The sequence below is a fragment of the Pseudomonas sp. YJ42 genome (assembly GCF_047225135.1).
Taxonomy (GTDB): Bacteria; Pseudomonadota; Gammaproteobacteria; order Pseudomonadales; family Pseudomonadaceae; genus Stutzerimonas; species Stutzerimonas stutzeri_E.
Genome location: NZ_CP178378.1, coordinates 4,427,591 through 4,452,857, shown reverse-complemented (window position 1 = coordinate 4,452,857; position 25,267 = coordinate 4,427,591). Strand labels below are relative to the sequence as shown.

Genomic DNA, 25,267 nt, shown 5'->3' with positions numbered 1-25,267 from the left:
CGTCATGCGGTTGCATCATCCCTTCAGCATTCTGGTGCTGGCCCTGCTGACTAGCGCCTGTACCCCGCGCGTGGAGCTGGCCGTGCCCAACGAGCCGATCAATATCAACCTCAACGTGAAAATCGAGCACGAGATCTACATCAAGGTCGACAAGCAACTCGACTCGATCATCAACGAAGACAGTGGTCTGTTCTGAGGACGCTTATGAAAACCTATCTGAAACTCGGAACCCTGCTCATGGCGCTGTGCCTGGCGCTGCCCGCCGCCGCCATGACCCTCAACGAAGCCATGTCGGCCCTGGGTCAGGCCAAGGCCAGCGGCCAGCTCGGCGAGAAGCCCGACGGTTACCTGGGCGTGGTACAGGGCGGCGGTCAGGCCGAAGAGATCGCCAGCCAGATCAACCAGGCCCGGCGTGCCGAGTACCATCGCCTGGCGCAGAAGAACGGCATCAGCGTCAGTGACGTCGAAGCCATCGCCGGCAAGAAAGCCATCGAAAAAACCCCATCGGGGCAAGTGATCCAGCTCAACGGCACCTGGGTGAAGAAGTAGAGCGCGGCTCAAGCGCTCAGCAGCACGCAGATATCAGCCGAAGGGTGGATGTCGCTTCTTGCATCATCCGCCCTTGGCTCGGTGGACCGCCGAAGCGTGATCCACCTCTGAACGACAGTCAGAACCAGGTCGAAACCGTCAACGAACCGAACTGATCGTGTTCGTCCTGGCCATGGAATTCACGGGTGCGCCAGACGCTGGCAAACGCCAACTGCCAGGTGTTCCAGGTCAGCGCGATGCCGGCCTTGGCATCGCCCACCCATTCGTTCGGGTCCACCGAATGGCTGCTCTTGAAGGTGTTGCCTTCGAGCAACATGTTCTGCGCCATGTATCGGCCTTCGACGTTAGCGAAGATGTTCCAGGCGAACCCGCCACCGCGCGTGAAGAACATGCTGCCGCTCTGCGCCGGCGCCACTGCCGGGATGCTGAAACTACGCGCCAGTCCCTGGCCGATGCGCAGCCCCAGCCCGGCAGAGCCGTAGGTATACAAATTGCCCAACGAGAAGCCCGCGCTCGGCCCGTACTCGAATTCCAGTCCGGCAAAGCGTTGCTGCAACCACCAACGGTGCTGGTAGGCCAGATTGACGAAGGGCTCGTTACGCAGCTGGTTGTCCCAGCCCTTGGGCTCGTCGCTGTCGGTGACTTCATGGACCCGGCGCTGGATCTTCTTGCCGCCGGCGGCAGGCCCGACGATTCCCACGTCCAGATGCAAACCGCTGGCACTGCGCCAGCCTTCATACTGATGACCAGAAAAGATCGACATCCCGGCGAACAGCAGCCCGGCATAGGGACGGTCGTCCTCGATCAGTTCAGTCCGCTCGATATCGTTCGGTGTGTAGATCTGATGCCCCAGCCGGTAAGCGACGCTGTCCACCTCGGCGGCACGCCAGCCCGGCAGCATATCGGCAAACTGACGCGACCAGTGATCGGCATCGGGTTCGAACGAGCGCATCAGTTCGAAGCCGTTGGTGTAGTGCCCATCACTGCCGGTAGCAATCACATCGTTTTCGATTTTCAGGGAATACAGGTCAGCCTGACTGACTACCGGAACACAAGCGACGAGTACGGCGAGGGAAACGCGAGCGTGCAAGCGCGGGATTGCCATGGCCCAGCTCCTTGGTTACATGCAATAGGGAATGTATGCATGTTTTAGAGCACAGCGTGCCGCCAAACGTTCACAGATGCGCCATAGACCAAGTATCAGTAGGCTGGCCCTTGCACAGAGCCTAGCCCACCGAATCGAACGCTGCCGGTCAACTGCCTATCACACCACCATCGTCCTTGGTGATCAGGATCGTGGAAGCGCGCGGGCGCGTCTTGCCGTCACTGGCCGGGAAACTCAGCTCGGGGTGCTGCACGTTGATCCACATGGCGCGGTAGTCCGGGCTCCAGGTGATGCCGGTGATCTCGCACCCGCGCGGGCCAACGAGAAACCGCCGCACCTCGCGCGTCCTCGGGTCGGCGCAGAGCAACTGGTTGGTACCCATGGCCTGCATCGCGGCTTCTTCATCACCGTAGTCGGTTTCGATCCACAACCGGCCGGCATCGTCGAACGCCAGCCCATCCGGCGAGGAAAAGATATCCCCATTTATGGTCCCTGTGAGGTTGGCCGGCACTGGCTGGCCATCTGAGCTCCTGGCTCCAGGTTGTTCGCCGGCCAGCAGAAAGACTTCCCAGGTGAACGTGGTCGCGGTGGGGTTGGCGCCCTCCTCGCTCCAGCGCAGAATCTGACCATGCAGGTTGTGCGGTCGTGGATTGGCCCTGTCGGTGGGCTGCGTCACGCCGCGCCCGTCATTGTTGGTGAGAGTTACATAGACCTCACGACTGCGAGGATGCACCGCCACCCATTCGGGGCGGTCCATGGGCGTCGCCCCCGCCTGGTCGCCAGCGGCGCGCGCGTTGAGCAGCACCTCGGCCTGATCGGCGAAGCCATTCTCCGCCGTGAGCCCGTTCTGACCGTGAACCAGCGCCAGCCAGTCACCGCTGCCGTCAGCATTGAACCGCGCCACGTAAAGCGTGCCGCTGTCGAGCAGCCTGCGGTTGGCCTGATCGGCGCCGTGTACATAACGCCCGGCGGGGACGAATTTGTAGACGTACTCGCCCTTGGTGTCGTCGCCTGAATAGAAGGCCATACGCCCGTCCTCGCCCAGGGAAAGCACCGAGCACTCGCGGCAATAACGGCCGAACGCGGTGCGCTTGACCGGCTTGCTTTGCGGATCGAACGGATCGACCTCCACCACCCAACCAAAGCGGTTCGGCTCATTCACATGGCCACCGTGGGGTTGCGACGGGTCCGGTGTGGCATTGAAACGCAGGTCGGCGGTTTCCCAGCCGTAGAGTTTGCTCAGGCCCTTGCCCTCGATGCCATAGCGCTTGTGTGATACGCGCCTGGCCATGTCCTCGGCGTCATGGTTGACGAAGTAGTTGTGCCAGTTCTCCTCGCACACCAGATAGGTGCCCCAAGGCGTGAAGCCGCTGGAACAGTTATTCAGTGTGCCGATGATTTCGCGCCCGCTGGGGTCGGAAGCGGTTTTCAGCGCGTCGTTGCCGGCCAGGGGGCCGCTTACGGCCATGGGCGTCATTGCCGAGATGCGGCGGTTGTAGCGCGATGGCATGACCCGCTGCCATTGACCCTGCGTGTCTTTTTTCACTTCGATAACGCTGACGCCGTGGGCCGCCTGCTCCTTGCGCACCTCATCCAGCGGGCGCTTGCCGTCGACGAATGTCATGCCGTTGGGGTGCAGCGGCGGGTTGACGTATTCGTGGTTCATTACCAACAGGCCGTGGCTGTCGGGGTTCTCCGGGAACGGAAAGAAATGCATGCCGTCATGGTTGTCGCCGGCCTGCTTGAGCTGAGCCTGCCAATCGTCGTTGGCGTCCGGGTTCCACTCCGGGGCGTCGGCCATGACGGCATCACCCCAGGAAAAGAACGTCCGAGCACTGTAGCCCGGCGCTACCTGCACGCTGTCGAAGGCCGGGTCGAGCTGCGTCGGGATGCCCTTGAAACCGATCAGCGACTCAGATTGCACGGCGCTGCGACAGGCGCCCAGGCTGCCGCCGAGAAAGCCCAACGCGGCAAGGCCCATCCCGCCCTTGAGCAGGTTACGCCGGCTACGATCGACAAGCTGATCCAACGAGACGTTGGCGCTCGGGTTGATCGTCTGGTCGTCCAGGGCAGAAAGATTGGCGTGGAAACTCTGGAAATCCTGGTTCATTGATGGCTCATTCTGCAAAGTGGGTCCAGCCACATCACTGGATGCGGTAGTGAAAGGTGTTCTTGACCTCGGGAACGGTCACGGCGCGACCGTCGACGATCCGAGGTTGGTAGCGAAAGCTTTTGGCAGCCGTAATCGACGCCCGGATAAACAGTGGGTGACAGTCGTCCAGCGCTTTTGGGTTCTCGATCCGTCCCTGCGGGTTGACCGAGTAACTGACGGTGCAGGTGCCTTCGATGCCTTTGTCCAACGCTCGCGATGGGTAGTCAGGTGCGTCTTTGGCAATGGGCAAATACTGGCGGCTCGCCGCTGCAGCGGCCTCCTGTCGCGCCCGCTCGGCTGCGGCCGACGCTTCGGCACGTGCCGCCTGTTGGCGCTGTTGTTCCTCTCGGGCCAGTTGCTCGCGACGCTCGGCTTCGCGCTGCTGCCGCTCGACCTCGATCCGTTCCTGCCGTTCGCGCGCCAGCTGCTCTTTGCGCTGCTGCTCTTTAACGCGTTGCTGCTCTGTGATGCGCGCCTCTTCCGCCAGCCGTTCCCGTTCGGCGCGCTTGTACGCCAGCTCGGCCTGTTCCAGGCGCTGCTGTTCGATCTGCGGTTCTTCGATGGATTTTTCCACCAGCGGTTCCGGGGCTGGTGTCGGTTCGGGCTCGACCACGGTTTCAGTAACCGGCGTGGGGGTTGGCAAGCTGATCAGCCGGGTCTTGAGCACCTGCGTCTGACTCGGCGCGTTCAGATCCGGCGTCCAGCCGTGCAGCAACAGACCGAACACCGCTGCGTGTAGCGCGACGGTCGCCACGGCGGCGCCGACATGGCTGCGCCATTGCGGCCGGGCTAGCGGAAAGCTGGGCAGGGGCATGCTCAAACTGCTCATGGCGCCAGCTGCTCGGACGGCGCCTCGGTAATCAGACCGAGATTCATCACCCCGCCGCGCTGCAGCTCGGCGATTCCGGCCACTACGCGGCCATAGTCAGCAGCATCATCGGCACGCACGTAGACCTGGGTGTCGCCGCGCTCGGCGATGATTGCTGCGACTTTCTCGCGCATATCCTCAAGGTCGATAGCGCTGTCGGTCTGATCTTCAGCATTCAGTTCGGTGCCAAGGTGCCAGTAGAAGCCTCCGTCGGCCTTAACCGAGAGGGTCAGGATCTGCCGCTCGTTCTCGGTGGGCATCGCCTCGGCCGCCACCTTGGGCAGCTCGATCTTCACGCCCTGCACCAACATCGGCGCGGTCACCATGAAGATCACCAGCAGCACCAGCATCACGTCGATGTAAGGCACCACATTCATTTCGGCTTTGGGGCCGTGTTTACGCTGCGGTTTGACCAGCATGGCGAAGCTCCTTCAGGCGGCAGCGGCGACGCTGGGCGAACCGGCATGCAAGCGACGATGCAGGCGTGCCTGTAGCTCATTGGCAAAGCTGTAATAGCGGGCGCTCAAGGTCTGGCCGCGGGCAGAGAAACGGTTGTAGGCCATCACCGCCGGAATTGCCGCGAACAGGCCGATGGCCGTGGCGATCAGCGCTTCGGCAATGCCCGGAGCAACCGTGGAGAGCGTCGCCTGCTGCACCATGGACAGGCCCAGGAAGGAGTTCATGATCCCCCACACAGTGCCGAACAGGCCGATATAAGGGCTGACCGAGCCGACCGTGGCGAGGAACTGCAAGCCACCTTCCAAACGCTCTTCTTGCTCGGAAATCGCGACATACAGGCTGCGCTCGACCCCCTCGATCACCGCATCCGGCGCAATGCCCGGCTGGCGTTGCAGCTGGCTGAATTCCTGATAGCCGGCGAGAAAGATGTGCTGCAGGGCCGCCTCCCGGGGCAGCGGCTGATCACTGCCCTCGCGATACAACTGCGTCAGTTCCGCGCCGCTACGAAAGCGCTGCAGAAAGGTTTTCAAAAGGCGTTCGCTGCGGCGCAAGGCCGCGCCTCGCTGGATGATGAGGTACCAACTGGCAATCGAGGCCAGCACCAGAATCACCATCACCAGTTGCACCACCAGGCTGGCCTCGCTGACCAGACCCCAGACCGACATGTGTTCACTTTGCATCTATATTTCCTCCGGCCGCCCCGGGGGACGGCACTCGTTTATTACTTTCAGGCAACGTTGCGGGCGTCGCCTGATGCATTCATGCGACCGAGGTCAGTCCAGCCCTAGCGCGTCGGCAACCGCTGCCCATGGCAGGTATTTGTAGTTCTGTGCACCTTCGGGCATGCGCTTGCGACCGTCCTGCACCACCAGCATGCCGCGGCTCCAGATACCGCCAAGGTTGGCGGAGGTGACTTCCAGCCCATCGGTTTCCGACGCGCCATCGATACCGCGCTCGGCATTCAAACCGACGCGGAACGCGCCACGAACGGCGTAAGGCGCGGCGGCATCCAGTACCAGATAGCTGTCGTTACCCTGGCTCGAGATCACCAGGTAATCGGCCTTCGCACCCTGGTAGAGCGCCAGCCCCTCTACGTCGTCATGCAGCGGGCCGCCGACTCCGATGACCTTTTCCAGCTTCGCCGGGGCATCGCCACGGGCATCCAGTGTCCAGACTGCCTCGTCCTCCTCACCGACGAAGAGCCGCTGGGTGCGGTCATCGGCCACGCATCCCTCGGGTTGACTGGCAACCTTGAACTGCCGCACCAGCTCCCCGCGCGGCGAGCCGCTGGAACCATCCAGGCGGTACTGCAGAAAGGTGCCGTCCTTGTCGTTGGCGATCGCGTGGATGGCGCTCTGGCGGTCCTTGAACATGCACAGGCCGTAGATATCGGTGATCGGCGTGGCGATCTGGCCGATGTCGCTCACCTGCCCGCTCATGGGATCGATGGCGAACAGGTGCAGGCTGTTTTGATCGCGGTTGCTGGCTACTGCGAGGTCAACCTGCTTGCCGCCAAGAACAAAGCCAGTGCGCACGTCCACGTTGTTCAACCGCCCGACGGGCAGGTACTGGAGCTGCTTGCCGTTCAGGTCGTACACGCCGAGCCCGCCCTTCTTGTCGGTACCCAGCACACGGCTTCTGGTCCGGTCCTTGGCGTTGACCCAGATCGCCGGGTCATCGGCTGCATCCCCCAGGTGCGGCACCGGGTCGGTCTGGACCTGAGCCGGCAACATCGGAATGACAGGCGTCGCGGTAGGCACTGGAGGCTGCCAATCCAACATAGCCACATGGGCGCCACGCTCATCGCTCAGCAGCAGCTCGATGCCACGCTTGGTCAATCGGGCGCTGATCTGCTCGGGCTCGTCGAAGCCTTCGAGCGGCAGTACCGAATGGCTGCGCCAGCTGTCGGCGTCTCGCCCATAGAGGTGCAGCGCGCTGGCTTCGGGATCCAGCGCAAGCAATCCGCCCGGCACCAGTGCCATGCCGGCAGCGGCCTCAGCGATCCCACCGAACGGCTGAACCATATCCACGGGTTGGCGTACGAGCGGTGCTTCAGCATCCGCCGCGTAACGCCAGAGTCCCACGCCTTCTTCGTTGACGATCAGCTCGCCGGTTTGATCATCCACCTGGCAGTAGCCGCTTTCCGGCGGCAGGCTCAGGCCGCGTACGCGCTGCGGCGTCGAGAGTGGGCGCATGTCGGCGGCGACCAGCCATTGCTCGCCGATACCTTCTTCACCGACCAGAAAGAGGAAGCTGTTACGCGCCGCGTCGCGGAACAAGCACAGCCCCTCGATGGCGAAGTCCGTTCGCGGAATGTACAGCGGCAGGCTCCAGCGATGCTGACGGTCAAGCCCTAGCAACACGGCCTGTTGCCGCTTGCGATCGAGGGTTGCGATCAACATGCCCTGCGCACCGACACGATGATCCAGGCCTTCGAAGCGGCCTTTGAAATCGCTGATTACCGCGCCCTTGGCGTCGAGTATCTGCAGGCCGCGCGAGTCCGGCCGAACCACCAGTCGAGAAGCGTCCTGCCAGAAGCCTGTTTCTGAAATCAGCTGCGCGCTCTGCGCTTCCAGCGGAGTTGAAGCCGCGATGCTCAGGCTCGGCGCCGTCTGCTTGCCAGACTCGACGCCCGCTCCGGACAGACAGGCCGCGAGCGCAATGCAGAGGCTCAGCAACATGGGTTTATGCAAAGTCATGTACATGGTTTTCCAATCAGCAGCCGCTGGCCGCCACCGCTCTGAAAGGGGAACAGAGCGGAGACGGGGCGGCGAATAAGTCGAAAAGGGTCAGAAGTGCGTCAGGGTCAGGCCGAGCTTGTAGGTCGGACCGTATTCCTCGTACTGGGCGTTGAAGTTGCTGCGCCCGGTGTAGACGAAGTAGGACTCGTCCGTGAGGTTCAACGCTTCGAGCGTCACCTGCAGGTTCGGCGTGATGAAATAGCCGGCCTTGAAGTCCAGGAACAGCTGATCGTCGGCGTAGAGGTCGTGGGCTTCGTCGTCGATGCCGGCCACTTCGGCCAGGTACTCGGATTTGTAGTTGGCGGCCAGACGCATGTTGAACACATCGTTTTCCCAGCCGACCATCAAATTGCCGACGGTATCGGAGTGGTTCGGCAGGTCGATGCTGCGACGACTGCCCTGCCCTTCGATGTCCGCGTCGGACTTGCTGAAGGTGGCGTTGGCGCCCAGCAGCACGCCATTCCAGGGTGCCGGTAGCCAATCGAGCTTCTGCGAATAAGCCAACTCGACACCGTAGAGCTTGGCGCTGCTGCCGTTCTCGAAGCTCAGCGCTTCGTCGAATCCGGTCCATTGGCCCGTGCCGGCCAGATCGGTGTTGTAGATGAAGTTGTCGATGTCCTTGTAGAAGAGGTAAGCCGACACGGCGCCCGCGCGGCCCATGTAGTGCTCGATGCCCAGGTCGTAGTTCATCGATTCCAGCGGCTTGAGGTCCGGGTTGCCGAACTCCGCATCTTCGCCATCGATGACGAAGCCAGGCGCCAGCTGCTCGAACGTCGGACGCACCACGGTATTGGTCCAGGCCGCCCGGACAAAGGTATCGGGCGTCAGCTCATAGCGCGCATGCAAACCCGGCAGCCAGTGGTCGTAACGGTTGTCGCTGGATACGGCTTCGAACTCACCGTCGCGCAGGCCGGTGCCCTTGGCGCTGAACTCGGTGCCCTCATAGCGCAGCCCGGCGATGATGCGCCACTTGTCCAAGTCCACGGTGTTCATAAAATACGCAGCGTTGATGTCTTCGCTCATGTCGAAGTCGCCGATGCGCGACTCCTCGTCATCGTAGAACTCGCTCGCGTCCAGCCCGCCGATCAAGCCTTCCAGCCCGCCGGCACTGATTCCCGAGCCGAAGCGGCCTAGGGCATAGTCGACCTTACCGCTCTGAAAGTCGGCCAGGGTCAGGTCGTCGAAATCGTCGTAAGCCCAGATCTCGGCGTCATTGGTCTTGTCGCGTCGGCTGAGCTTGCCACCGAACTTGAGCTGGGAGGCGTAGCCCTGGATGTCGTAATCGCGGGCCAGATCCAGGCGGACGTTCTTCTCTTTGTCGCGGGCGTCGGTCTTCTCCCACTCCACTTCGTCGAGTTCGAAGCTGGCTGGATCATAGAAGGACGGATCGACGGTCAGCCGTGGCTTGCCCGTGCTCGAGAAACCGACGTCGGTGAAGTCACCTTCGAAGGTCGCGCTGGAAATGCCGCCCGGGTTGCGCTCGCGGGCCTCGCTGTAGCCGACCTGACCGCTGAGGGTCCAGAGGCCCATCATGCGTTCGCCGCCGAACACGTAGGACTGAATGGTCTGGGTTTCCTCGCGTGACTTCAGCTCACGCCAACCCTCGGCATCGCCCAGTTCACCGGCCAGTTGCGCATCTTCGAATTCGACGCCGGCTGCGTTGCGAGTCTCGGTGTCCTTGAAGCGGCTGTACAACGTGCGCAGGTAGTAGCTGCTGAGGTCGTCCGGCTGGTAATCGAAGTTCAGGCCAAATCCGGTGCGCTCGCGGGTAATCTCGTAGTCACGCTGCTCGAATTCTTCCAGCCGGGCGCCGTCTTCGAAATCCCAGGCGCCACCGGTTTCCACGTTGTCCGAACCGAAGTCGCGGTCCTGCCAGCTCAGTGCCGCGGCCACGCCGAAGTTATCTACGCCATCGCCCAGGCTGAAGCGGTTGCTGATGGCACCGGAGAATTTCGGGCTGGTCTTGCCGACGTTCTCGTCGTAGCTGGCTTCGGTGCTGAGGCTGTAAAACAGGCCGTCGTGGTCGAAGGCGGACAGGCTCTCCACCTCGATGGTGCCGCCCAGGGAGTTGGCGTCCATGTCTGGTGTGAGGGCCTTGACCACCGAAAGCGACTGCACCAGTTCGGACGGCAGCACATCCAGCGCCACCGCGCGCCGGCCACTTTCCGGTGAGGGCACCAGGGTGCCGTTGATGGTGACGCTGTTGAGGTCCGGCGCGATGCCGCGCACGCTGACGAAGCGGCCTTCACCCTGATCGCGCTCCACAGACAGGCCAGGGATGCGCTGCAAGGCTTCAGCGGCGTTGTCGTCCGGCAGCTGGCCGATGCCATCGGCATGGACCACGCTTTTCACGCTGTCGGAGCTGCGCTGTTCCCTCAATGCCTCGTCGATGCTGACGGCCTGGCCGATCACCTCGACGTGCTCCATGACAAGCGGCTCCTCGGCCCAGGCCGAACCGGCACTCACGGCCAGGGCCAGCAGGCTGATGCGGAATCCTGCATGGCGGATGCCGCTGCGGTATGTGCTCATGAATAATCCCCCGAACGCTGATTACCGGGTCCATCCCGGAACTGCAGCGGACGGTAGGGTCGGGATATGGCGGTTCTGTGACAGAGGGTGGTGCTGGAGCGCCAGCGGGCGCTGATTGGGGTGGTTTTGGGTGGAAATTGAGCTGATATGACCTGTTTTGGTGGGGCGCGGGGGGAGGCATGTGTGGAGGAGCGGTTCGTGCCGCTGCCCGTTACAGCGTGATCTGAAATGCTGGTTTCGCCCTGCTGGGCGAGTCCCTTTTGGCAGTTGCCGGATGGCCGGCCCCGCCCAAAGGAACCAAAAGGTCTTGCCCTGCATCCGGGTCTCGCTTCGCTCGACTTCCCTCATTCCACCCGCGCTCCGGGGGCCGGCGTACAAGGGCCATCCATGGCCCTTTACGCCTCTCGCGGCATCCATGCCGCTCGCTCCCCTCCGCGCGGACTCCATTCGGCCTCCTGAAAGGGGCGTTCGGCGTCGTCAGGTAGATCATTTGTTATGAAACAAGCAAAGCGTTCTTGTTTCGCTGTGCCCAAACTTTCAGACAACTCGGACTCGATTCCCCTTCAGGAGGCCGAACGTAGGTGCTGCGCAGGGGGACGCGAGGCATGGATGCCGAGCGAGGAGTGATGGGACATGGATGTCCCTTCGCGACGACCCCCGGAGCAGCGCCGGAGGGAGGGAAGTTTTGCGAAGCAAACCGGGGACGCCCAGTCCGGATGCAGGGGTGGCCTTCTTTTTGGTTACTTTTTCTTGGCCACACAAGAAAAAGTGACTCGCCCAGCAGGGCGAAACCAAGCTCTCAACCAACTCGCCAATAAGCCTAACGCTGAACCTAAGCAGCGCCGCCTTTAAACCTATCCCTAAAAAGCCCTGAGCCAATTCAACCCCCACCCCATTCATCCAACCGTCACATTCATCTGTTTCCGTGCCCTCACGCACCGGCGCGTCCTCGCCACGGAGACCCGATGAAATCCCTGCTGAAACTCCACACCTTCACCTTGATCGGCCTCGCGTTCGCGGCCAACGCCGGTCTGCAGATCTACCTCGCCACAGGTGAAATCAAAACCTGGGGCGAGATCAACTGGATGGACGTCGCCGGCGAAGGCGGCTCGGCCGTGCTGGCCCTCGCCTGGCTGATGATGCTGCTGCACAGCCGCCCGGCCGGTCGGGTGACACGACTGCTGGCGCTGGGCTTGGCCTGCGTGTTCTTTTCCTGGTGGATGGACACCTTGGACGAATTCATCCATTTGCCGGAACTGGCGATTTGGGACAACTGGCTGGAAACCGCACCGATGCCCATCGGTCTGCTACTGCTGACACTGGGCATCTACCACCTGAACCAGGAACAGCGCGCCATCAGCCAGCAGATGAACAAGCGCGAAAAAGGCTTCCGCGAGCACCGTCTGTTCGACAAGCTGACGCCGCTGGGCGCCGCCGAGTACCTACGCCAGCAAGTGCAACTGGCCCTTTCCCAAGCCCGCTCGGAGCAACAACCGCTGTCCCTGGTGGTTGTGGATCTGGATGATTTCAGCGCGATCAACCAGCGCTATGGTCAAACCGAGGGCGACGCCATTTTGCAGGCCATGGCGCAACTGCTGCTGCTCAACCTGCGCCGCCAGGACCTGCTTTGCCGCTTGGCCGGGGATCGTTTCGTCGCGGTGTTGCCGAACACCGGCGAGACCCAGGCCCGTTTGATCGCCAGGGAGTTGCAACAGGCCGTGGCCAGCCTGGCACACAAGACCGCTCAGCATGGCGAACGGGTACACCTGCGCGCCAGCAGCGCGGCGGTGATGGCCTTCGATGAAGATGCCGAGCAGCTTCTCAAGCGCCTCAACCTAGGCCTGGCCAAGGCCAAGCAGCAGCTACCGCGCTGCGCCTGAGGAGCGAACCATGGCCATCGGCTACGAGTGCGACACACGCTTCATCGCGGCCCATCATCAGCCGGCCGTACTGATCGATCTGGCATTATCACGGGGAATCGATAGCCATCAGCTGTTGCGCGGCACGGGTTTGTTTTACGAGGACGTCACCAGCGGCCGTGCGCGCCTCAGCCCCGCTCAGTATCTTGCCCTGATCGCCAACGCTCAGCGCTTGCTGGATGCCGACGACAGCAGTTTCCTGCTTGGCCAACGATTGCTCCCTGGTCATTACGGCGAAACCAGCCATGCGCTGAACCACGCCAGTACGCTGCTCCAGGCACTGGAGCATCTGCAATACCTGCGCGCGATGCTCAGTCCCCTGCTGACACCGCGGTTGCTGCTCGATGAAAAGCAGGCTCATCTGTATTGGGTGGAAAGCTGGGGAACGGACGAACTGCGCCGGTTTCTCGCTGAAGCCAGCCTGACGGCGGTAGTCGCGATGAGCCGTCGACTGTCGGGCGAGCGGCTGCCGTGGCGCTTTCATTTCAGTTATTCGCAACCGCGCCACATCGAACAGTACTGGGTCCATATGGGTGAGGATCTGGCCTTCGACAGCCAGCTGACGATGATGAGCGTGCCGCGCGAATACCTGCACAAACCTTGGCCGAATGCCTCGGCAACTGCCGGTCAGGTTGCCCGAAATGCCAGCCACGCCGAACTGGCGAGCCTCGGCTGGCAAAGCAGCTTCGTCGATCAGTTGTACGAATATCTGCACGCCAATATCCGCACGCCACTGAATCTCGAACGGGTCGCGCTGGCCTTCGAGATGAGCCCGGCCTCTCTCAAGCGCAAGCTGCAAAAGCACGGGACGCACTTTCAGGAACAACTCGACCTGGTGCGTAAACACGTCGCGCTCTATCTCTACCAGATGAAGGGTTATAGCAACGAGGAAGTGGCGAGCTATCTCTGCTTCAACGACACGACCAATTTCCGCCGCTCGTTCAAGCGCTGGACCGGCCTGGTGCCGAGCGGCCTGCGTCAGTTGTTCGAATAGCCCCCACTCGCCCGTTCAAACCCGTTTGTCGGCCGTGACTCTCCGAAGCTCGCCGGTGCCGCTTTCGAATGCGCAGATATTGCTGAGGGTGGTTTCGGCAATGTTGCCCAGTGCCTCGGCGGTGAAAAACGCTTGGTGGCCGGTGATCAGCACGTTGGGAAACGTCGTGAGGCGCATGAAGAGGTCGTCACTGATGACACGCTGGGACAGGTCCTGAAAGAACAGCTGTTCTTCCTCTTCGTACACATCCAGGCCCAACCGACCGATTTTTCCGCTCTTGAGCGCGTCGATGACGGCCTTGGTATCCACTACCCGACCGCGCCCGGTGTTGATCAGTACGACGCCATCTTTCATCCGGGCAATAGCCCGAGCATCGATCAGGTGATGAGTTTCAGGCGTCAGCGGACAATGCAGCGAGACGATATCGGCTTCGACCAGCAGGGTGTCCAATGGCACGTAGTGCACGAATGCCTTGGCCTGGGCATCGGGAAAGGGATCGCTGGCCAGTACCTTGCAGCCGAAACCATGCATGATCTCGGCAAAAACCAGCCCGATCTTGCCGGTGCCGACCACACCCACGGTCTTGCCATAGAGATCGAAACCCAGCAGCCCATCGAGTGCGAAGTTGCCCTCACGCACGCGGTTGTAGGCGCGATGGGTCATCCGATTGAGGCTCAGCAGCAACGCGACCGCATGCTCCGCCACGGCATGCGGCGAATAAGCCGGTACACGCGTCACGGTCATCCCGAGCCGCTCCGCCTCGGCCAGATCGACATTGTTGAACCCGGCCGAGCGCAGGGCGATCAACTCGGTCCCGCTGGCCCGCAGCACCTGCAACACTTCGCGATCGAGCCGGTCATTGACGAAGGCACAGATTCCACGGAAACCCGCCGCCAGCGGTGCTGTTTCCACCGTCAGTTGCGGGTCGAAGTAGACCAGCTCATGTCCGTGCGCCTGATTGGCCTGATCGAGAAACCGGCGGTCGTAGGGTTTGGTGCTGAATACCGCGATACGCATGGGTTTGCCTCCTGAGAGCGGATCACCGGGGCGCGGGCTCGCCGCGAAATGCCCCCTTGGGATCAGATCAGGCCAGCCCGTCGAACCGCGCGTAGGGGTTGCTACAAGGCAACCGGTACCCCAGGAAAGACACCGTCGGACGGGACTCGTGCTGATGGCGCAGATAATCGGTCGAGACCATGAAGTCGGTCAGCAAACGGCGTTCAAAGTTATCCACCCGAAGATCGGTATAAGCACTGCCGGCACCGGTTTCCTGACGAATCTTGTACAGCCCCATCAGCGCCGCAAGCTTCTGCGACCCATAGTGTCCGGCCAATGCATCGACGAATTTTCGCTGATCCTCGGCGGCCATCTGGAAATCACCGACGAGCTGGCGCAGCAGTTCAGGAATGAATACCTGACGGTCTTCGTATACCCAGGCGGCCGAACCGACCGCCGCCAGGCCAAGCGTGGCGGCGGATGAAAGTAACAACGTACGACGCTTCATGGGCATCCTTAGCTATACAGCAGATCGGCGGCGCGAATGGACAGGGCCGCAGCCGTCAGGCTGGGATTGGCCGGCGAACAGCTCGGGTAGGTTGCCGTCCCCACCACCACCAGATTCCTCATGCGGTGATGCAGCATCTGACCATCCACCACTGACCCGTCATCGACCTGCCCCATGCGCAGCGTGCCCTGCACGTGCGACTCGGTCAGGCGCCATTCACGGAAATTGATCGATTCGACCGGCAGCGGTGCGAGCAGTTTTTCCAGGCTGTCCAGACCGTACTGAACACCCTTCATGCCGTACTCGGACTCGCCTTGATAGTCGATGATCGGCTGCCCGCTTTGCGGATCGATCACAACCCGGTTCTTCACGTTGGGCAAATCCTCGCTGACCAGCATCAAGGGTAATGTCTCGTTCCAGCGTCCACGTTCGGGGCGCAGGCCGTAGGGCCAGCGGTTCTCGAAATAAACCAGGCACGCCGAGTGCTCCTTGCGGAAGTCACCGTCGTAAAGCGAATAGTTCAGGCCAGTGGTGATGGTGCTGCCGTCGAAATTGCCCAGGCCGTTGAGATAGACCTCGACGTTAGCCCCCACCTGTTCATGCAGGCCCATACCGGTTTCGCCGAAATCGATATCCGAGCGCAGCAAAATAGCCGGGCTCTGGATGGCATTGGCGCCGAGCACGAACAGATCACCGAACACTTTGAACTCACCGTCCTCGGCCCGCAGCGTCACGCCTTTGATGGTGCTGCCTTCGTATTCGAGCGTGCGGACCTCGGTCTTCAGACAGACGTCCACTTTCGGATGGCTGTACAGCTCGGCCAGGCCATTCTGCGCAGTGAACTTGGCGTTCATTGGGCAGAGATTGCAGGTGGCATTGGCGCAGCAGACGCCGCGGGTGCCGGTCGCGACCCGAGCGCGCCCGGTCGGCATGATGAAGTGATGATCGGGCATCGCCTCCTTCATCAGTATGTCGATCGAGGAGCCCTTGTGCGGTGGCTGCGGAAATGGCTGGCTGCGTGGCAGCACCTTGCCCATGTCCGGGTCACCGGCAATCGACATGATCTGCTCGGCCTGACAGTAGTACGGCTCGAGGTCGTCGTAGCTCAGCGGCCAATCGTTGCCAACGCCGTAGCGACTTCGGATGGCGAAATCGCTGGGGTGCAATCGCGGCGTCTGCGAGTACCAGCAATTCATGCCACCGCCGAGTGCAATAGTGGTGTTCCAGGGCTTCTCGCCACGGTTGTCGTAGGTGGATTCCGGTGTGATCGCCGAACTGCTCTGGGTCTGGATCTGCCAATCCCAGGGATGAAAATCGCCCCACTCGATGATCAAGGCGCGTCCGGTAAGGTGCTTCAACGCTTCGGTCAGAAAGAAACTGGACCCGAAACCCGACCCGATTACCACCAACTCATAATGTGATTTGTCGACATCCCTTGCGCTTATGCGGTTGATTTCCACGCGAACTACCCTTCCATATCGCAAGCTTGTCCGCGGACGAGCTGCCGTAATCAATTGCGCAACCACGCTACACGCTGCACATCGCAAGCATCCGTTACCGTTACGGGGCTCGCCCGCCGGCAGCATTGCCAGCTAAACGAGACCGCCATCAGCCGCTCAAGTTCCGAACCCTTTCGTAGTGAAGCGTCGAGCCAGACGCATCCACCCCGATCAACAGCCGTTCTTACCCAAGCGATTCCCTTAGCCACTGGCGCACCCTGCGGCGATCACGACGCGACAGCAGTTGATGGGTAAACGGGCTTTCCGGCACCAGGATGCATTCCGGCTCACCGTCGCCCAGACGAAACCGCCGTAGAACACCGATCGGATGACGTTCAGGGCCGTAGTACGCCACCGCACGGATCTCCAGCGTATGGAACGTCCAGTCGCCGGCCGGTTTGTGACCTTGTAGTTCAATGCCGTGCCGCTCGGCGACGCGACGCAACATGCCCTGAAACGTACCGATGTGGATGAAGTCACCGCTGCGCAACGGCCCCTGATGGGTAGTCTGGTGGATCGGCAGATCAGGCGAGGCGCCGTCTTCGTCATCGATGCTCTGCCGGATATCGGTCACATCGAGCTCCAGCGGGCCCTTGGACGTCTCGATGCAGACCACTAGTTGGTTAATGAACATGGGCTCGGCGCTCATGTTGGAAATCAGGCAGAGCGAACTCAACCCCCTGCCGGCACCACGATTGATGATTAGGCTCGGCTTGCGCTGCCGACGGAAGTTGAGCAGTAACAGCTGCGCGTAGAACACCCACACCAGCAGCGTACTGGCGGAAATGATCAGCGAGATCAGTTGATGGTTATTTTTTAGCCACTCGATCATCGGAAGCCTCGGTGCGGTGTGAACTGCTCAGACAGCACGATCACCACGCAGTGCCGGCGCACTCGAAAGGCGCCGGCAGGCAAACGTTAGGCGTAAGCAATCACAGGGGCGCCGGGGCCGAACCGTTCCGCAGGACGCGACCGATCGTGTTAGCGGAATTCTTCGGCCGCGCGCAACGGGTTATTCAGCAGACCATCATGGCTTGATGACCATACCCACGCCTCGGCCGCGCGGATCTGATGCGGTTTGCAGTGTCTTGCCCTCCACACGTATGGCCTGGATGTCGCCCATCGACCAGCCCTGATCCTCGAGGACATACCCCATCGCCTTCAACTCATCCGCGACTTCGCCGGTGAGTGGCGCGTAGGCATCGTAGTAAATGGTGTCCTTGGGCAGCAGTTGGTGATGAACGCGTTGCGCCGAAACAGCCTTTTCCAGCGGCAGGTTGAAGTCGTACACGTTGTTCAGCACCTGAAAAATGGAGGTGAAAATGCGTGAGCCACCGGGTGTGCCGAGCACCAGGCTGACCTGCCCATCCTGGACGACGATGCTCGGGCTCATCGAAGACAGCATGCGCTTGCCCGGCTCGATGGCGTTGGCATCGCTGCCCACCACGCCGAATGCATTGGCAACGCCCGGCTTGGCACTGAAATCGTCCATCTCGTCGTTGAGCAGGAAACCCGCGCCCTGGACTACCACCCCACTGCCGAAATCCCAGTTGAGCGTATAGGTATTACTCACCGCATTGCCGTCGGCGTCGACGATGGAAAAGTGTGTGGTTTGTCGGGGTTCCAACCCTGGCCGCACCTGTTCGGTGGCCGAGATCGCCGTTGGATTGACCTCGGCGGCGCGTCGCACCAGATAATCCGTGGCAATCAGTTGCGCGACCGGCACATCGGAGAAATCCGGATCGCCGAGATAGTCGGCACGGTCAGCGAATACGCGTTTCTCGATTTCAGCGAGCAGATGAATGTAGCGCGCCGAATTCAACGTGACGTCCTTGAAATCGGCGGCACGCTGCTCCTTGATACCGATCAGCTGAGCCAGGGCGATGCCACCTGAGCTGGGTAACGGAGCGGTGTAAAGGCTCTTGCCGCGCCAGTCGATACGCATCGGCTCGCGCCATAGGGTGCGGTAGTCGGCCAAGTCTTCCTTGGTGATCAGCCCGCCGTCACGTTGCATCTGTGCGACCAGCAGATCGGCCGTCTTGCCCTTGTAGAAATCATCAGCGCCCTGATCGGCGATGCGCTCGAGGGTTTCGGCCAACTCCGGCTGGCGGAAATTGATCCCTGGGCTCATGGCGCCGAAATACGCTTCGAAGTTGGTCGTACCGTTGAACAGCCCGACGGCATCCTCGCGGTATTGGAATTGCTGATCAGCCACTTTGAAGCCTTCGCGCGCGTAGCCTACGGCGGGCGTGATCAGCTCGCTCCAGGGCAGTGTGCCAAAGCGCCGGTGCGCCTCCCACAGCCCCAACACCGTTCCCGGAACGCCGACCGCCTTGGCGCCGACCAGGCTGATGTTTTCGATGACTTCACCCTTGTCATCAAGATACATGCGCTTGCTGGCCGCTTTGGGTGCGACTTCGCGGTAATCGAGAAAGTAGGGCTTGCCATCCATGTAGAGAGTCATGAACCCGCCGCCGCCGATATTGCCGGCCTCCGGGTAGGTGACGGCCAGTGTGAAAGCGGTCGCCACGGCCGCATCCACCGCGTTGCCACCGGCACTGAGCACCCCTGCTGCGACCTTCGCGCTGTAGGCGTCCGGCGCCGCAACTGCCGCGCCTTCGAGTTTGGCGCCAAGGGCGGCATGGCTACTGGCGAAAAGCGAAACGGTCAAAGCGACACAGAGTAGTGGACGCATGTGGCTCTATCCTTTTTGTTGGTTTCTGGCCGGGCGACGGGAGACGGACGCACGGTGAACAATCAACAAGATAGACGAGTATTGACGCGAACCAGGCCCGGCCATATCCGTCGACCGATGGCGAGAACGCCCCATGAACCATCGCGTTGCATCGTTGGGCCGCTCGGCATCGAGCCGCAAAGCGCTCGCCCCTATGACTCAGAGGCGAGCTGGACCATCCCTCTGCCCAAGCGCGCCGGTCTCAGTAATCGCAGTTCTCGCGGTACTCGGAAATGCTGAGATCCGCCTCATGGTTGGGTCCACAGAGGAACTGATCATAGCGGCGATCAAAATCGATGAAGCGTTTCATCCACGAGATGCCATACATCCCGAGCAGGTCTTCGTTGGGATAGCCGGAATTGGCGCAAAAGTGCGAGCCGCCGTAGATCTCCAGAAAGGCCTTCGAGGTGGTATTTGGGATTCTGTTGTAGAACGGCGATGCATGCGCAGCCACCGGCGCCACCACATCGGCACCGCACGCCAAGATCATCGCAGGCGTCTTGATCGTACTGAAACTGTTGAGGCCGGCGTAATAAGGCGCCTGCGGGATAATCGCATTGAGCGACCGTTCGGTCGCAAGCTTGAGCGAGCCACCCCCGCCCATCGACCATCCGATGGCGCCCAGACGTGTACTGTCGACCTTGCCAGCGATCGGGCTGTAGCGGCTGTTGCTCTGTTCGATGAGGTAGTCCAGCGCTCGGCTGAGCTGCGTAGCGCGGCTATCGGGCTGGTCGTAGATGGTGTTGGTATTCATCGTCATGACCACGAAACCATGCGAAGCCAGACGCGGCCCCCACCAATCAATGCTGTTTTCATAGGACAGATAGCCGGGGATGACTGCGATCGCCCCCATCTTCCCGGTGGCGTTGGTGGGGTAATACACCGTGCTGTCCCCGAAACCTTTCAAGTACCCGGATACTGAAAACCTGTCGACGTTGAACGGCCCGGACCTGCTCTTGAGCGAGGCAACCGTTGGATTAGGCCCCCGCGTACAGTCCGTGCAAGGAGCGGACGGACCAGGTGCGGAGAACGCATAGGCACTTGCCAGTAGTGAAGTGATCAGCAGCGCACTTCTCACCATTGATATCTTGATCTTCATACAGTTCGCCTCTTGTTATTGTTCTCGCTAGTTGCTGATGGCACCGCATACAGCAAGGCGCCTGAACAAAAAACTAACAAGGGCGATAAGCCGTAAACAATCACCGATCACGCTCAATTCATACAAGTCACCGGGCGTTCACGGAAGCGACTCACTCGTTCGACCACCTCATGTAACTTGTAACTAATTAAGCGAAAAGTTCCATTGGATATTTCGGCAGCATTGCCACGCACTGTCTCGTGTCGAACCGCCTAGCGCGGGCAATGATGCCAAATCCCAAGCGTCAGGCCGTCCGGCTGCGCTGTGGCCAGTGCCCATGCATACACCGAATAATTAACGTGAATGTATTGAAATAAGACGAGAAGGCATTAACCAACGCATCGACACAATAATAAGTCGCACTCCGACCAGAGCTCCTTTCGCTCCGCCGAGGATCTAAATTTTCCGCCTGACACTTCGTGCCTTGCGCTTTTTGACAGGTCTGTAGCGGGAACTACACTAGCCGCAGCTTTGCAGCCCAGGTGGTTGGAATAAAAGCCGTCAAATGATGGCTAGAAGCAACTATCCGGTATAAAAACAACAACAAAAAAATAGGCCATGACCCATTCTGGTTGCAGCCAACAATCCAGGCCAGCACTGATCTACGTCTCAAGCAGGCGTTATATCTATCTGGGCCGCACCCAATTGCGCATCCGAGATTTGCACTCGGCTGCCTCGGCATTGCTGGTCTGTCTTGAAGGATCTGTGAGATTTCAGGTCCGCGGGGACGGAGGCTGGATCGACGCCAGGAGCATTCTCATTCCGGCCGGCACCAGGATAAGCATCGAAAACCAGGGAGGCGTGATGTCGGCCTGTTATCTGGACGCGGCGAAGCTGGATTTCCAGGTATTGAAGCGCCGAATGAGGTCGATCACCGCTGGCGTCTACCACAACCTGGCAGAAGAGAGGCAGTTGGCGGCCAGCCTGATTCAGCTGCGCGATGAAGCGCCGGATTTCCAAGAGGCACAGAGGCGCGTGGAGGCCCTTATTCATGGCTGTACAACCAGCGATATCGCAAGCCCCGATCCACGCATCATCTATGTGATCGAGCGCCTCAGGCATACCGCTTCACTGAATATCTCGGTCCGCGCGCTGGCAAGCGAAGTCGGCCTCTCAGAATCCGGACTGATACGGCTGTTCAGCGTCCATGTCGGGACGCCGCTGCGCAGGCATCGCTTGTGGTACAGATTGGTCGAATTCGTCACGTTGACATTGTCTGGCGTGCCCACTGCTTCGGCGATAAAGCTGGCGGGCTTCAGCGATGCGTCGCACTTGTCACGGTGCTATAGCGGCTTCTTCGGGGTCAACCTCTCCTATGCCTTTTCGAAGGCTGTCAATGCGAGGTATATCGTCGAAGAGCCCCTTGCGAGGCTGCGTCATCTATCCACATGGAAGTAACCTTCTTGCCCTTCCGAAAAAACCGAATTGAGCAAGAGATGGTTATGGCTAAAGGCGGCAGCATGAGCGTTAACGAAGCCGACCGTAAGGGTGGGCAAGCAACGCCCGATAGTCATGGCAAAGACTTCTATCAACCGTAGCGAATCGTTCAGCTGCCTGACGAGCGACACGTAAATCGAGCCATGACACTTCTGCCGACGCTACGTTGACCAAAACGCAAAAGCCACCGAAACTCTAGGAATTTCAGGGACTTAGGCTATATGTAATGGCGGAGAGATAGGGATTTGAACCCTAGGTACCCGCGAGGGTACAACGGATTTCGAATCCGTCCCGTTCGGCCACTCCGGCATCTCTCCAGCGGCGCGCATCATAGCAGTTCGCGAACGATTGTCGAACCCCGCCGGGATCTTTTTTCTCGTTATTCAGCATCTTGCGCCAGCTTCGCCTAGCTGGCCGAGCGTCCAACCAGGTGCCTGATTCAGGCAGTAAGGCGCGTCAGGGCTTCGCGATACTTGTCAGCGGTTTTTTGCGCGACGTCGGCCGGAACTGGCGGCGCAGGCGGCTCCTTGTTCCAGCCGGTAGACTCCAACCAATCACGAACGAACTGCTTGTCGAAGCTCGGTGGGTTGCTGCCTTCCTGATAGCTATCGGCGGGCCAGAAGCGGCTGGAATCAGGCGTCAACACTTCATCCATGAGCGTCAGACGGCCTTGTTCATCCAGACCGAATTCGAACTTGGTGTCGGCAATGATGATGCCGCGAGTCGCCGCGTATTCGACGGCTGCGGTGTAGAGCGCAATGGAGGTGTCACGTACCTGAGCTGCCAACTCCTTGCCGATGACGGCCTCGCACTGCTCGAAGGAGATGTTCTCGTCGTGGTCGCCCACGGCAGCTTTTGTCGATGGAGTAAAAATCGGCTGCGGTAACTTGGCAGCTTCCTTCAACCCGGCCGGCAGCTGGATGCCGCAAACGGTGCCGTTCTTCTGGTACTCCTTCCAGCCGGAGCCGACGATGTAACCCCGCACGATGGCTTCTACCGCAACAGGTTTCAGGCGCTTGGCAACCACTGCGCGCCCTTCCACCAGAGGCAACTCCTCTGCAGGGACCACATCTTCAACACTGTCACCGGTGAAGTGGTTGGGGACGAGATGGGCGAGTTTGTCGAACCAGAAATTGGAAATCGCCGTGAGAATTTTGCCCTTTTCAGGGATCGGCTCGGCGAGAATCACGTCGAACGCCGAGAGCCGATCGGTGGCGACCATGAGCATGCGCTTGTCGTCGATTTCGTACAGATCACGAACCTTGCCGGAATAGATTTTCTTCAAGCTGAGAGCATTGGAAATGGCCATGGCGATTCTCGCGGTTACCAACCCTTCGGTACGCTGCGGAATCGGGCAACCGTAACGAAAGGTCTGTCATCAAACGAAACAGGCGAAACCGATGGGTTTCGCCTGGATTGGTTGGGGCGGGCTGATTCGTCGAATCAGTCCAGGTTGTCCTTGAGCATAGTCAGCACGCGACGCGAAACATCCGCGGGTGCGACGGTGTCGAGGTCCTTGTCGAGCGTTACGTGGATGTTGCCACCCACATCGGTCACGCGAACCTGGTAACGCTCGGCGCGAGCTTCAATCTCTTCGCGGTCTGGCGCCCCGCCGAACAAGCGGGAGAAGAATCCGGGCTTTTCGTCTGGATTCGCGGCGCCTTCCGATAGGTTGATGTAGTAAACGCCCAAGCTCCGATCCAGGTCTTCGACGAGGATGTCGCTGGCGGCTAGCGCTCGCCCGACGCTCGACCAGGCACGATTGAAGTCGGTATCGAGCTGCAGCACCGGGGTGCCGCTGCCTGCTTCACTGAGCGTCACGCGGCTAGGCGCATCGAATTCCCGCTCGGCAAGTAGCGAGGCAGAACCGCCTTGCGCGGCGCTACTGTTCAAGCCTGCCTGCAACTCATCGAGTAGCACCCGATCGAGCTCGGCATTGGCCGGTGCGTCAGGCCATGCGACGTCGGCACTGCTGCCTGCAGGGCGTTGAACGCTGAGCAGGAAAATTTCGCTGGTATCACGCTGCACGCCCGGCTCGATGCGAACTCGAACACGCGTCTCACCTTCACCAAGGCCAAGGTTGCGCACCAGGGCTGGAGCCAACTGATCGCGCGTCTGCCAGGCGGTGGTGAACTCGCCGGTCTGAGGCCGCTCTTCAGCGATCTGGAAGCCGTTATCGGTGAAGAATTGCCTGGCCGCCGCCCAGACCTGAGAGGGTGCACGCATTGCGACAAGCCAGCGCGCATCTTCCGATGTCTGCAGGCTGAACTCGCTGGTCTCTTCGGCGATCAGCAGACGTTGAGGACGCGGAACTTCGTACTCGCCTGTTGCGCGGGTATCGGCTACCTGCTGGGGAATCGGCAGCAGCGGCTCGATCGGGCGCAGCGCAGCACCCGCCGGGGCCTGCATCGGTGGCATCTGACGCGCCTGCAGATAATCGCTGCCACGGTCGCGGAAATATCCGTCTTCGCCCCACAACCAGCCACAGCCGCTGGTTCCAGAGATGATCAGGGCTAGGGTCGAGAGGCCGGCCAGTCGCTTCATGCGTGTTCCTTCATTATTAAACCAGTACACCGGATACTGTTCAGGCCAGCACACCGGATTGACGCATTGCATCGCGAAGCGGCTCCTGGCAACGCTGGCTGAGCCAGGTCAGGGGCAAGCGAATACCGTCCTGCATCAGGCCCATCTCGTGCAACGCCCACTTCACCGGGATCGGATTGGCCTCGAGGAACAAGCTCTGATGCAGCGGCATCAGCAACGCGTTGATGGCGCGAGCCTTTTCCACATCGCCGGCAATGGCGGCGGCGCACAGCTCACTCATCGCACGAGGTGCGACGTTGGCGGTAACGGAAATATTGCCCTTGCCGCCCATCAACATCAGCTCGACTGCCGTGGCGTCGTCGCCGGAATAGACGAGGAAATCCGTGCTGACGCGATCGAGCACCTCCTGGCCGCGCTTGAGGTCACCGGTCGCTTCCTTGATGCCGACGATGTTCGCCACCTTGGACAGGCGCTCGACGGTTTCCGGCAGCATGTCGCAGGCGGTGCGACCAGGCACGTTGTAGAGAATTTGCGGAATCGCCACAGCTTCGGCGATATGTCGGAAGTGCAGATACATGCCTTCCTGGGTCGGCTTGTTGTAATACGGCGTGACCAGCAGACACGCATCGGCACCTGCCGCTTTGGCATTTTCAGTCAGTTCGACGGCTTCGCGAGTGGAGTTGGCACCGGTGCCGGCAATAACCGGAATACGGCCGTTGACCTGATCCACCACGCGGCGGATCACCTCGATGTGCTCAGGAACTTCGAGCGTTGCCGATTCGCCAGTGGTACCGACCGCAACGATTGCATTGGTGCCTTCCTGCAGATGGAAGTCCACCAGCTTGCTCAGGCTATCCCAATCAATAGCGCCTTGCGCGTCCATGGGAGTGACCAGCGCCACCATACTGCCCGCAATCATGCAACCCACTCCTGCCGGAAAAAGAGAGGCGTAATGGTACAAGGCTCCTGAGCGCTTTGCGAGTACGCTAGATGCATCCTGCCGTCGGAGCGATCAGACGCTAACCGGGCCCTTTAGCGATGCTTGCCTGCGCACGCATTCCCTCTGGCGATGCTTTTCGCTACCCTTAGCCGTTT

Annotated in this window: 21 protein-coding genes and 1 tRNA gene; 5 read left to right on the top strand and 17 right to left on the bottom strand. The window is 60.8% G+C overall.

The genetic code is table 11. The features are described 5' to 3' along the window. Nucleotides 1-4: 4 nt before the first annotated feature. Together ACL0K2_RS20635 and ACL0K2_RS20630 are read left to right on the top strand one after the other, a co-directional pair. On the top strand, nucleotides 5-196 hold the full coding sequence (locus ACL0K2_RS20635; protein WP_045163692.1) for a YnbE family lipoprotein: 192 nt from the start codon (nucleotides 5-7) through the stop codon (nucleotides 194-196). Between the two features lie 8 nt (nucleotides 197-204). Next, nucleotides 205-549, top strand: a complete 345-nt coding sequence (locus ACL0K2_RS20630; RefSeq protein WP_239609751.1) for a YdbL family protein — start codon at nucleotides 205-207, stop codon at nucleotides 547-549. Nucleotides 550-667: 118 nt separating this feature from the next. On the opposite strand, the gene ACL0K2_RS20625 is transcribed toward ACL0K2_RS20630, so the two are convergent. The 7 genes from ACL0K2_RS20625 to ACL0K2_RS20595 form a co-directional block, all read right to left on the bottom strand. Next, a complete protein-coding gene (locus tag ACL0K2_RS20625) occupies nucleotides 668-1,654 on the bottom strand; it encodes a lipid A deacylase LpxR family protein (protein WP_413043323.1) in 987 nt (328 codons plus the stop codon). 148 nt (nucleotides 1,655-1,802) lie between these two features. Next, a complete protein-coding gene (locus tag ACL0K2_RS20620) occupies nucleotides 1,803-3,764 on the bottom strand; it encodes a PhoX family protein (protein WP_413043322.1) in 1,962 nt (653 codons plus the stop codon). Between the two features lie 34 nt (nucleotides 3,765-3,798). Further along, entirely contained in the window at nucleotides 3,799-4,635 is an 837-nt protein-coding gene (locus tag ACL0K2_RS20615) for a TonB family protein (protein WP_413043321.1), read from the bottom strand. Beyond that, the gene (gene tolR, locus ACL0K2_RS20610) at nucleotides 4,632-5,093 is read right to left on the bottom strand and encodes a protein TolR (protein WP_413043320.1); all 462 of its coding nucleotides are present in this window, start codon (nucleotides 5,091-5,093) and stop codon (nucleotides 4,632-4,634) included. The genes ACL0K2_RS20615 and tolR overlap by 4 nt, the downstream gene beginning before the upstream one ends. Nucleotides 5,094-5,105: 12 nt before the next feature. Beyond that, complete coding sequence (tolQ, locus tag ACL0K2_RS20605) at nucleotides 5,106-5,813, bottom strand: protein TolQ (protein ID WP_413043319.1); 708 nt, start codon at nucleotides 5,811-5,813, stop codon at nucleotides 5,106-5,108. Between the two features lie 93 nt (nucleotides 5,814-5,906). Beyond that, nucleotides 5,907-7,838 carry a phytase gene (locus tag ACL0K2_RS20600; RefSeq protein ID WP_413043318.1) on the bottom strand — a complete coding sequence of 644 codons (1,932 nt, stop codon included), beginning with the start codon at nucleotides 7,836-7,838 and terminating at the stop codon, nucleotides 5,907-5,909. 84 nt (nucleotides 7,839-7,922) lie between these two features. Continuing rightward, nucleotides 7,923-10,403, bottom strand: coding sequence for a TonB-dependent receptor (locus ACL0K2_RS20595; protein ID WP_413043317.1), 2,481 nt, complete (start codon nucleotides 10,401-10,403; stop codon nucleotides 7,923-7,925). Nucleotides 10,404-11,368: 965 nt separating this feature from the next. Here ACL0K2_RS20595 and ACL0K2_RS20590 point away from each other — a divergent pair. Together ACL0K2_RS20590 and ACL0K2_RS20585 are read left to right on the top strand one after the other, a co-directional pair. Then, a complete protein-coding gene (locus tag ACL0K2_RS20590; protein WP_413043316.1) occupies nucleotides 11,369-12,283 on the top strand; it encodes a GGDEF domain-containing protein in 915 nt (304 codons plus the stop codon). Nucleotides 12,284-12,293: 10 nt separating this feature from the next. After that, nucleotides 12,294-13,316: an AraC family transcriptional regulator gene (locus ACL0K2_RS20585; protein WP_045162797.1), complete on the top strand. Its 1,023-nt coding sequence runs from the start codon at nucleotides 12,294-12,296 to the stop codon at nucleotides 13,314-13,316. Between the two features lie 15 nt (nucleotides 13,317-13,331). Here the strand turns inward: ACL0K2_RS20585 and ACL0K2_RS20580 are convergent, their stop codons facing one another. The 6 genes from ACL0K2_RS20580 to ACL0K2_RS20555 all read right to left on the bottom strand — a co-directional run bounded on the left by ACL0K2_RS20580 (nucleotide 13,332) and on the right by ACL0K2_RS20555 (nucleotide 20,152). Next, nucleotides 13,332-14,333, bottom strand: coding sequence for a 2-hydroxyacid dehydrogenase (locus ACL0K2_RS20580; protein ID WP_413043315.1), 1,002 nt, complete (start codon nucleotides 14,331-14,333; stop codon nucleotides 13,332-13,334). A gap of 67 nt (nucleotides 14,334-14,400) precedes the next feature. Beyond that, a complete protein-coding gene (locus ACL0K2_RS20575; protein ID WP_045162799.1) occupies nucleotides 14,401-14,820 on the bottom strand; it encodes a hypothetical protein in 420 nt (139 codons plus the stop codon). Between the two features lie 8 nt (nucleotides 14,821-14,828). Further along, nucleotides 14,829-16,280, bottom strand: coding sequence for a GMC oxidoreductase (locus ACL0K2_RS20570; protein ID WP_413043314.1), 1,452 nt, complete (start codon nucleotides 16,278-16,280; stop codon nucleotides 14,829-14,831). A gap of 223 nt (nucleotides 16,281-16,503) precedes the next feature. After that, nucleotides 16,504-17,151, bottom strand: coding sequence for a hypothetical protein (locus ACL0K2_RS20565; protein WP_045162801.1), 648 nt, complete (start codon nucleotides 17,149-17,151; stop codon nucleotides 16,504-16,506). A 195-nt stretch (nucleotides 17,152-17,346) separates the two neighbouring features. Then, complete coding sequence (gene ggt, locus ACL0K2_RS20560) at nucleotides 17,347-19,014, bottom strand: gamma-glutamyltransferase (protein WP_413043313.1); 1,668 nt, start codon at nucleotides 19,012-19,014, stop codon at nucleotides 17,347-17,349. 241 nt (nucleotides 19,015-19,255) lie between these two features. Continuing rightward, nucleotides 19,256-20,152, bottom strand: coding sequence for an alpha/beta hydrolase family protein (locus tag ACL0K2_RS20555; RefSeq protein WP_413043312.1), 897 nt, complete (start codon nucleotides 20,150-20,152; stop codon nucleotides 19,256-19,258). Nucleotides 20,153-20,749: 597 nt separating this feature from the next. Between ACL0K2_RS20555 and ACL0K2_RS20550 the strand changes: the two genes are divergently transcribed. After that, nucleotides 20,750-21,589: a helix-turn-helix domain-containing protein gene (locus tag ACL0K2_RS20550; protein WP_413043311.1), complete on the top strand. Its 840-nt coding sequence runs from the start codon at nucleotides 20,750-20,752 to the stop codon at nucleotides 21,587-21,589. Nucleotides 21,590-21,855: 266 nt separating this feature from the next. Here ACL0K2_RS20550 and ACL0K2_RS20545 read toward each other — a convergent pair. From ACL0K2_RS20545 to dapA, 4 genes are all read right to left on the bottom strand, one after another. Beyond that, a tRNA-Ser gene (locus ACL0K2_RS20545) sits at nucleotides 21,856-21,945 on the bottom strand. 122 nt (nucleotides 21,946-22,067) lie between these two features. Then, nucleotides 22,068-22,937 carry a phosphoribosylaminoimidazolesuccinocarboxamide synthase gene (locus ACL0K2_RS20540; RefSeq protein WP_045162814.1) on the bottom strand — a complete coding sequence of 290 codons (870 nt, stop codon included), beginning with the start codon at nucleotides 22,935-22,937 and terminating at the stop codon, nucleotides 22,068-22,070. 134 nt (nucleotides 22,938-23,071) lie between these two features. Then, entirely contained in the window at nucleotides 23,072-24,172 is a 1,101-nt protein-coding gene (gene bamC / locus ACL0K2_RS20535) for an outer membrane protein assembly factor BamC (RefSeq protein ID WP_413043310.1), read from the bottom strand. Nucleotides 24,173-24,212: 40 nt separating this feature from the next. Then, entirely contained in the window at nucleotides 24,213-25,091 is an 879-nt protein-coding gene (gene dapA, locus ACL0K2_RS20530; protein WP_045162816.1) for a 4-hydroxy-tetrahydrodipicolinate synthase, read from the bottom strand. Between the last annotated feature and the right edge of the window lie 176 nt (nucleotides 25,092-25,267).

Coding starts and splice junctions, on each gene's coding strand:
- ACL0K2_RS20600 (WP_413043318.1), bottom strand. CDS start 7,838: ATGTACATGACTTTGCATAAACCCATGTTGCTGAGCCTCTGCATTGCG.
- ACL0K2_RS20540 (WP_045162814.1), bottom strand. CDS start 22,937: ATGGCCATTTCCAATGCTCTCAGCTTGAAGAAAATCTATTCCGGCAAG.
- ACL0K2_RS20575 (WP_045162799.1), bottom strand. CDS start 14,820: ATGAAGCGTCGTACGTTGTTACTTTCATCCGCCGCCACGCTTGGCCTG.
- ACL0K2_RS20595 (WP_413043317.1), bottom strand. CDS start 10,403: ATGAGCACATACCGCAGCGGCATCCGCCATGCAGGATTCCGCATCAGC.
- tolR (WP_413043320.1), bottom strand. CDS start 5,093: ATGCTGGTCAAACCGCAGCGTAAACACGGCCCCAAAGCCGAAATGAAT.
- ACL0K2_RS20580 (WP_413043315.1), bottom strand. CDS start 14,333: ATGCGTATCGCGGTATTCAGCACCAAACCCTACGACCGCCGGTTTCTC.
- ggt (WP_413043313.1), bottom strand. CDS start 19,014: ATGCGTCCACTACTCTGTGTCGCTTTGACCGTTTCGCTTTTCGCCAGT.
- bamC (WP_413043310.1), bottom strand. CDS start 24,172: ATGAAGCGACTGGCCGGCCTCTCGACCCTAGCCCTGATCATCTCTGGA.
- ACL0K2_RS20550 (WP_413043311.1), top strand. CDS start 20,750: ATGACCCATTCTGGTTGCAGCCAACAATCCAGGCCAGCACTGATCTAC.
- ACL0K2_RS20590 (WP_413043316.1), top strand. CDS start 11,369: ATGAAATCCCTGCTGAAACTCCACACCTTCACCTTGATCGGCCTCGCG.
- ACL0K2_RS20620 (WP_413043322.1), bottom strand. CDS start 3,764: ATGAACCAGGATTTCCAGAGTTTCCACGCCAATCTTTCTGCCCTGGAC.
- ACL0K2_RS20565 (WP_045162801.1), bottom strand. CDS start 17,151: ATGATCGAGTGGCTAAAAAATAACCATCAACTGATCTCGCTGATCATT.
- ACL0K2_RS20615 (WP_413043321.1), bottom strand. CDS start 4,635: ATGAGCAGTTTGAGCATGCCCCTGCCCAGCTTTCCGCTAGCCCGGCCG.
- ACL0K2_RS20635 (WP_045163692.1), top strand. CDS start 5: ATGCGGTTGCATCATCCCTTCAGCATTCTGGTGCTGGCCCTGCTGACT.
- ACL0K2_RS20555 (WP_413043312.1), bottom strand. CDS start 20,152: ATGAAGATCAAGATATCAATGGTGAGAAGTGCGCTGCTGATCACTTCA.
- ACL0K2_RS20630 (WP_239609751.1), top strand. CDS start 205: ATGAAAACCTATCTGAAACTCGGAACCCTGCTCATGGCGCTGTGCCTG.
- tolQ (WP_413043319.1), bottom strand. CDS start 5,813: ATGCAAAGTGAACACATGTCGGTCTGGGGTCTGGTCAGCGAGGCCAGC.
- ACL0K2_RS20585 (WP_045162797.1), top strand. CDS start 12,294: ATGGCCATCGGCTACGAGTGCGACACACGCTTCATCGCGGCCCATCAT.
- dapA (WP_045162816.1), bottom strand. CDS start 25,091: ATGATTGCGGGCAGTATGGTGGCGCTGGTCACTCCCATGGACGCGCAA.
- ACL0K2_RS20625 (WP_413043323.1), bottom strand. CDS start 1,654: ATGGCAATCCCGCGCTTGCACGCTCGCGTTTCCCTCGCCGTACTCGTC.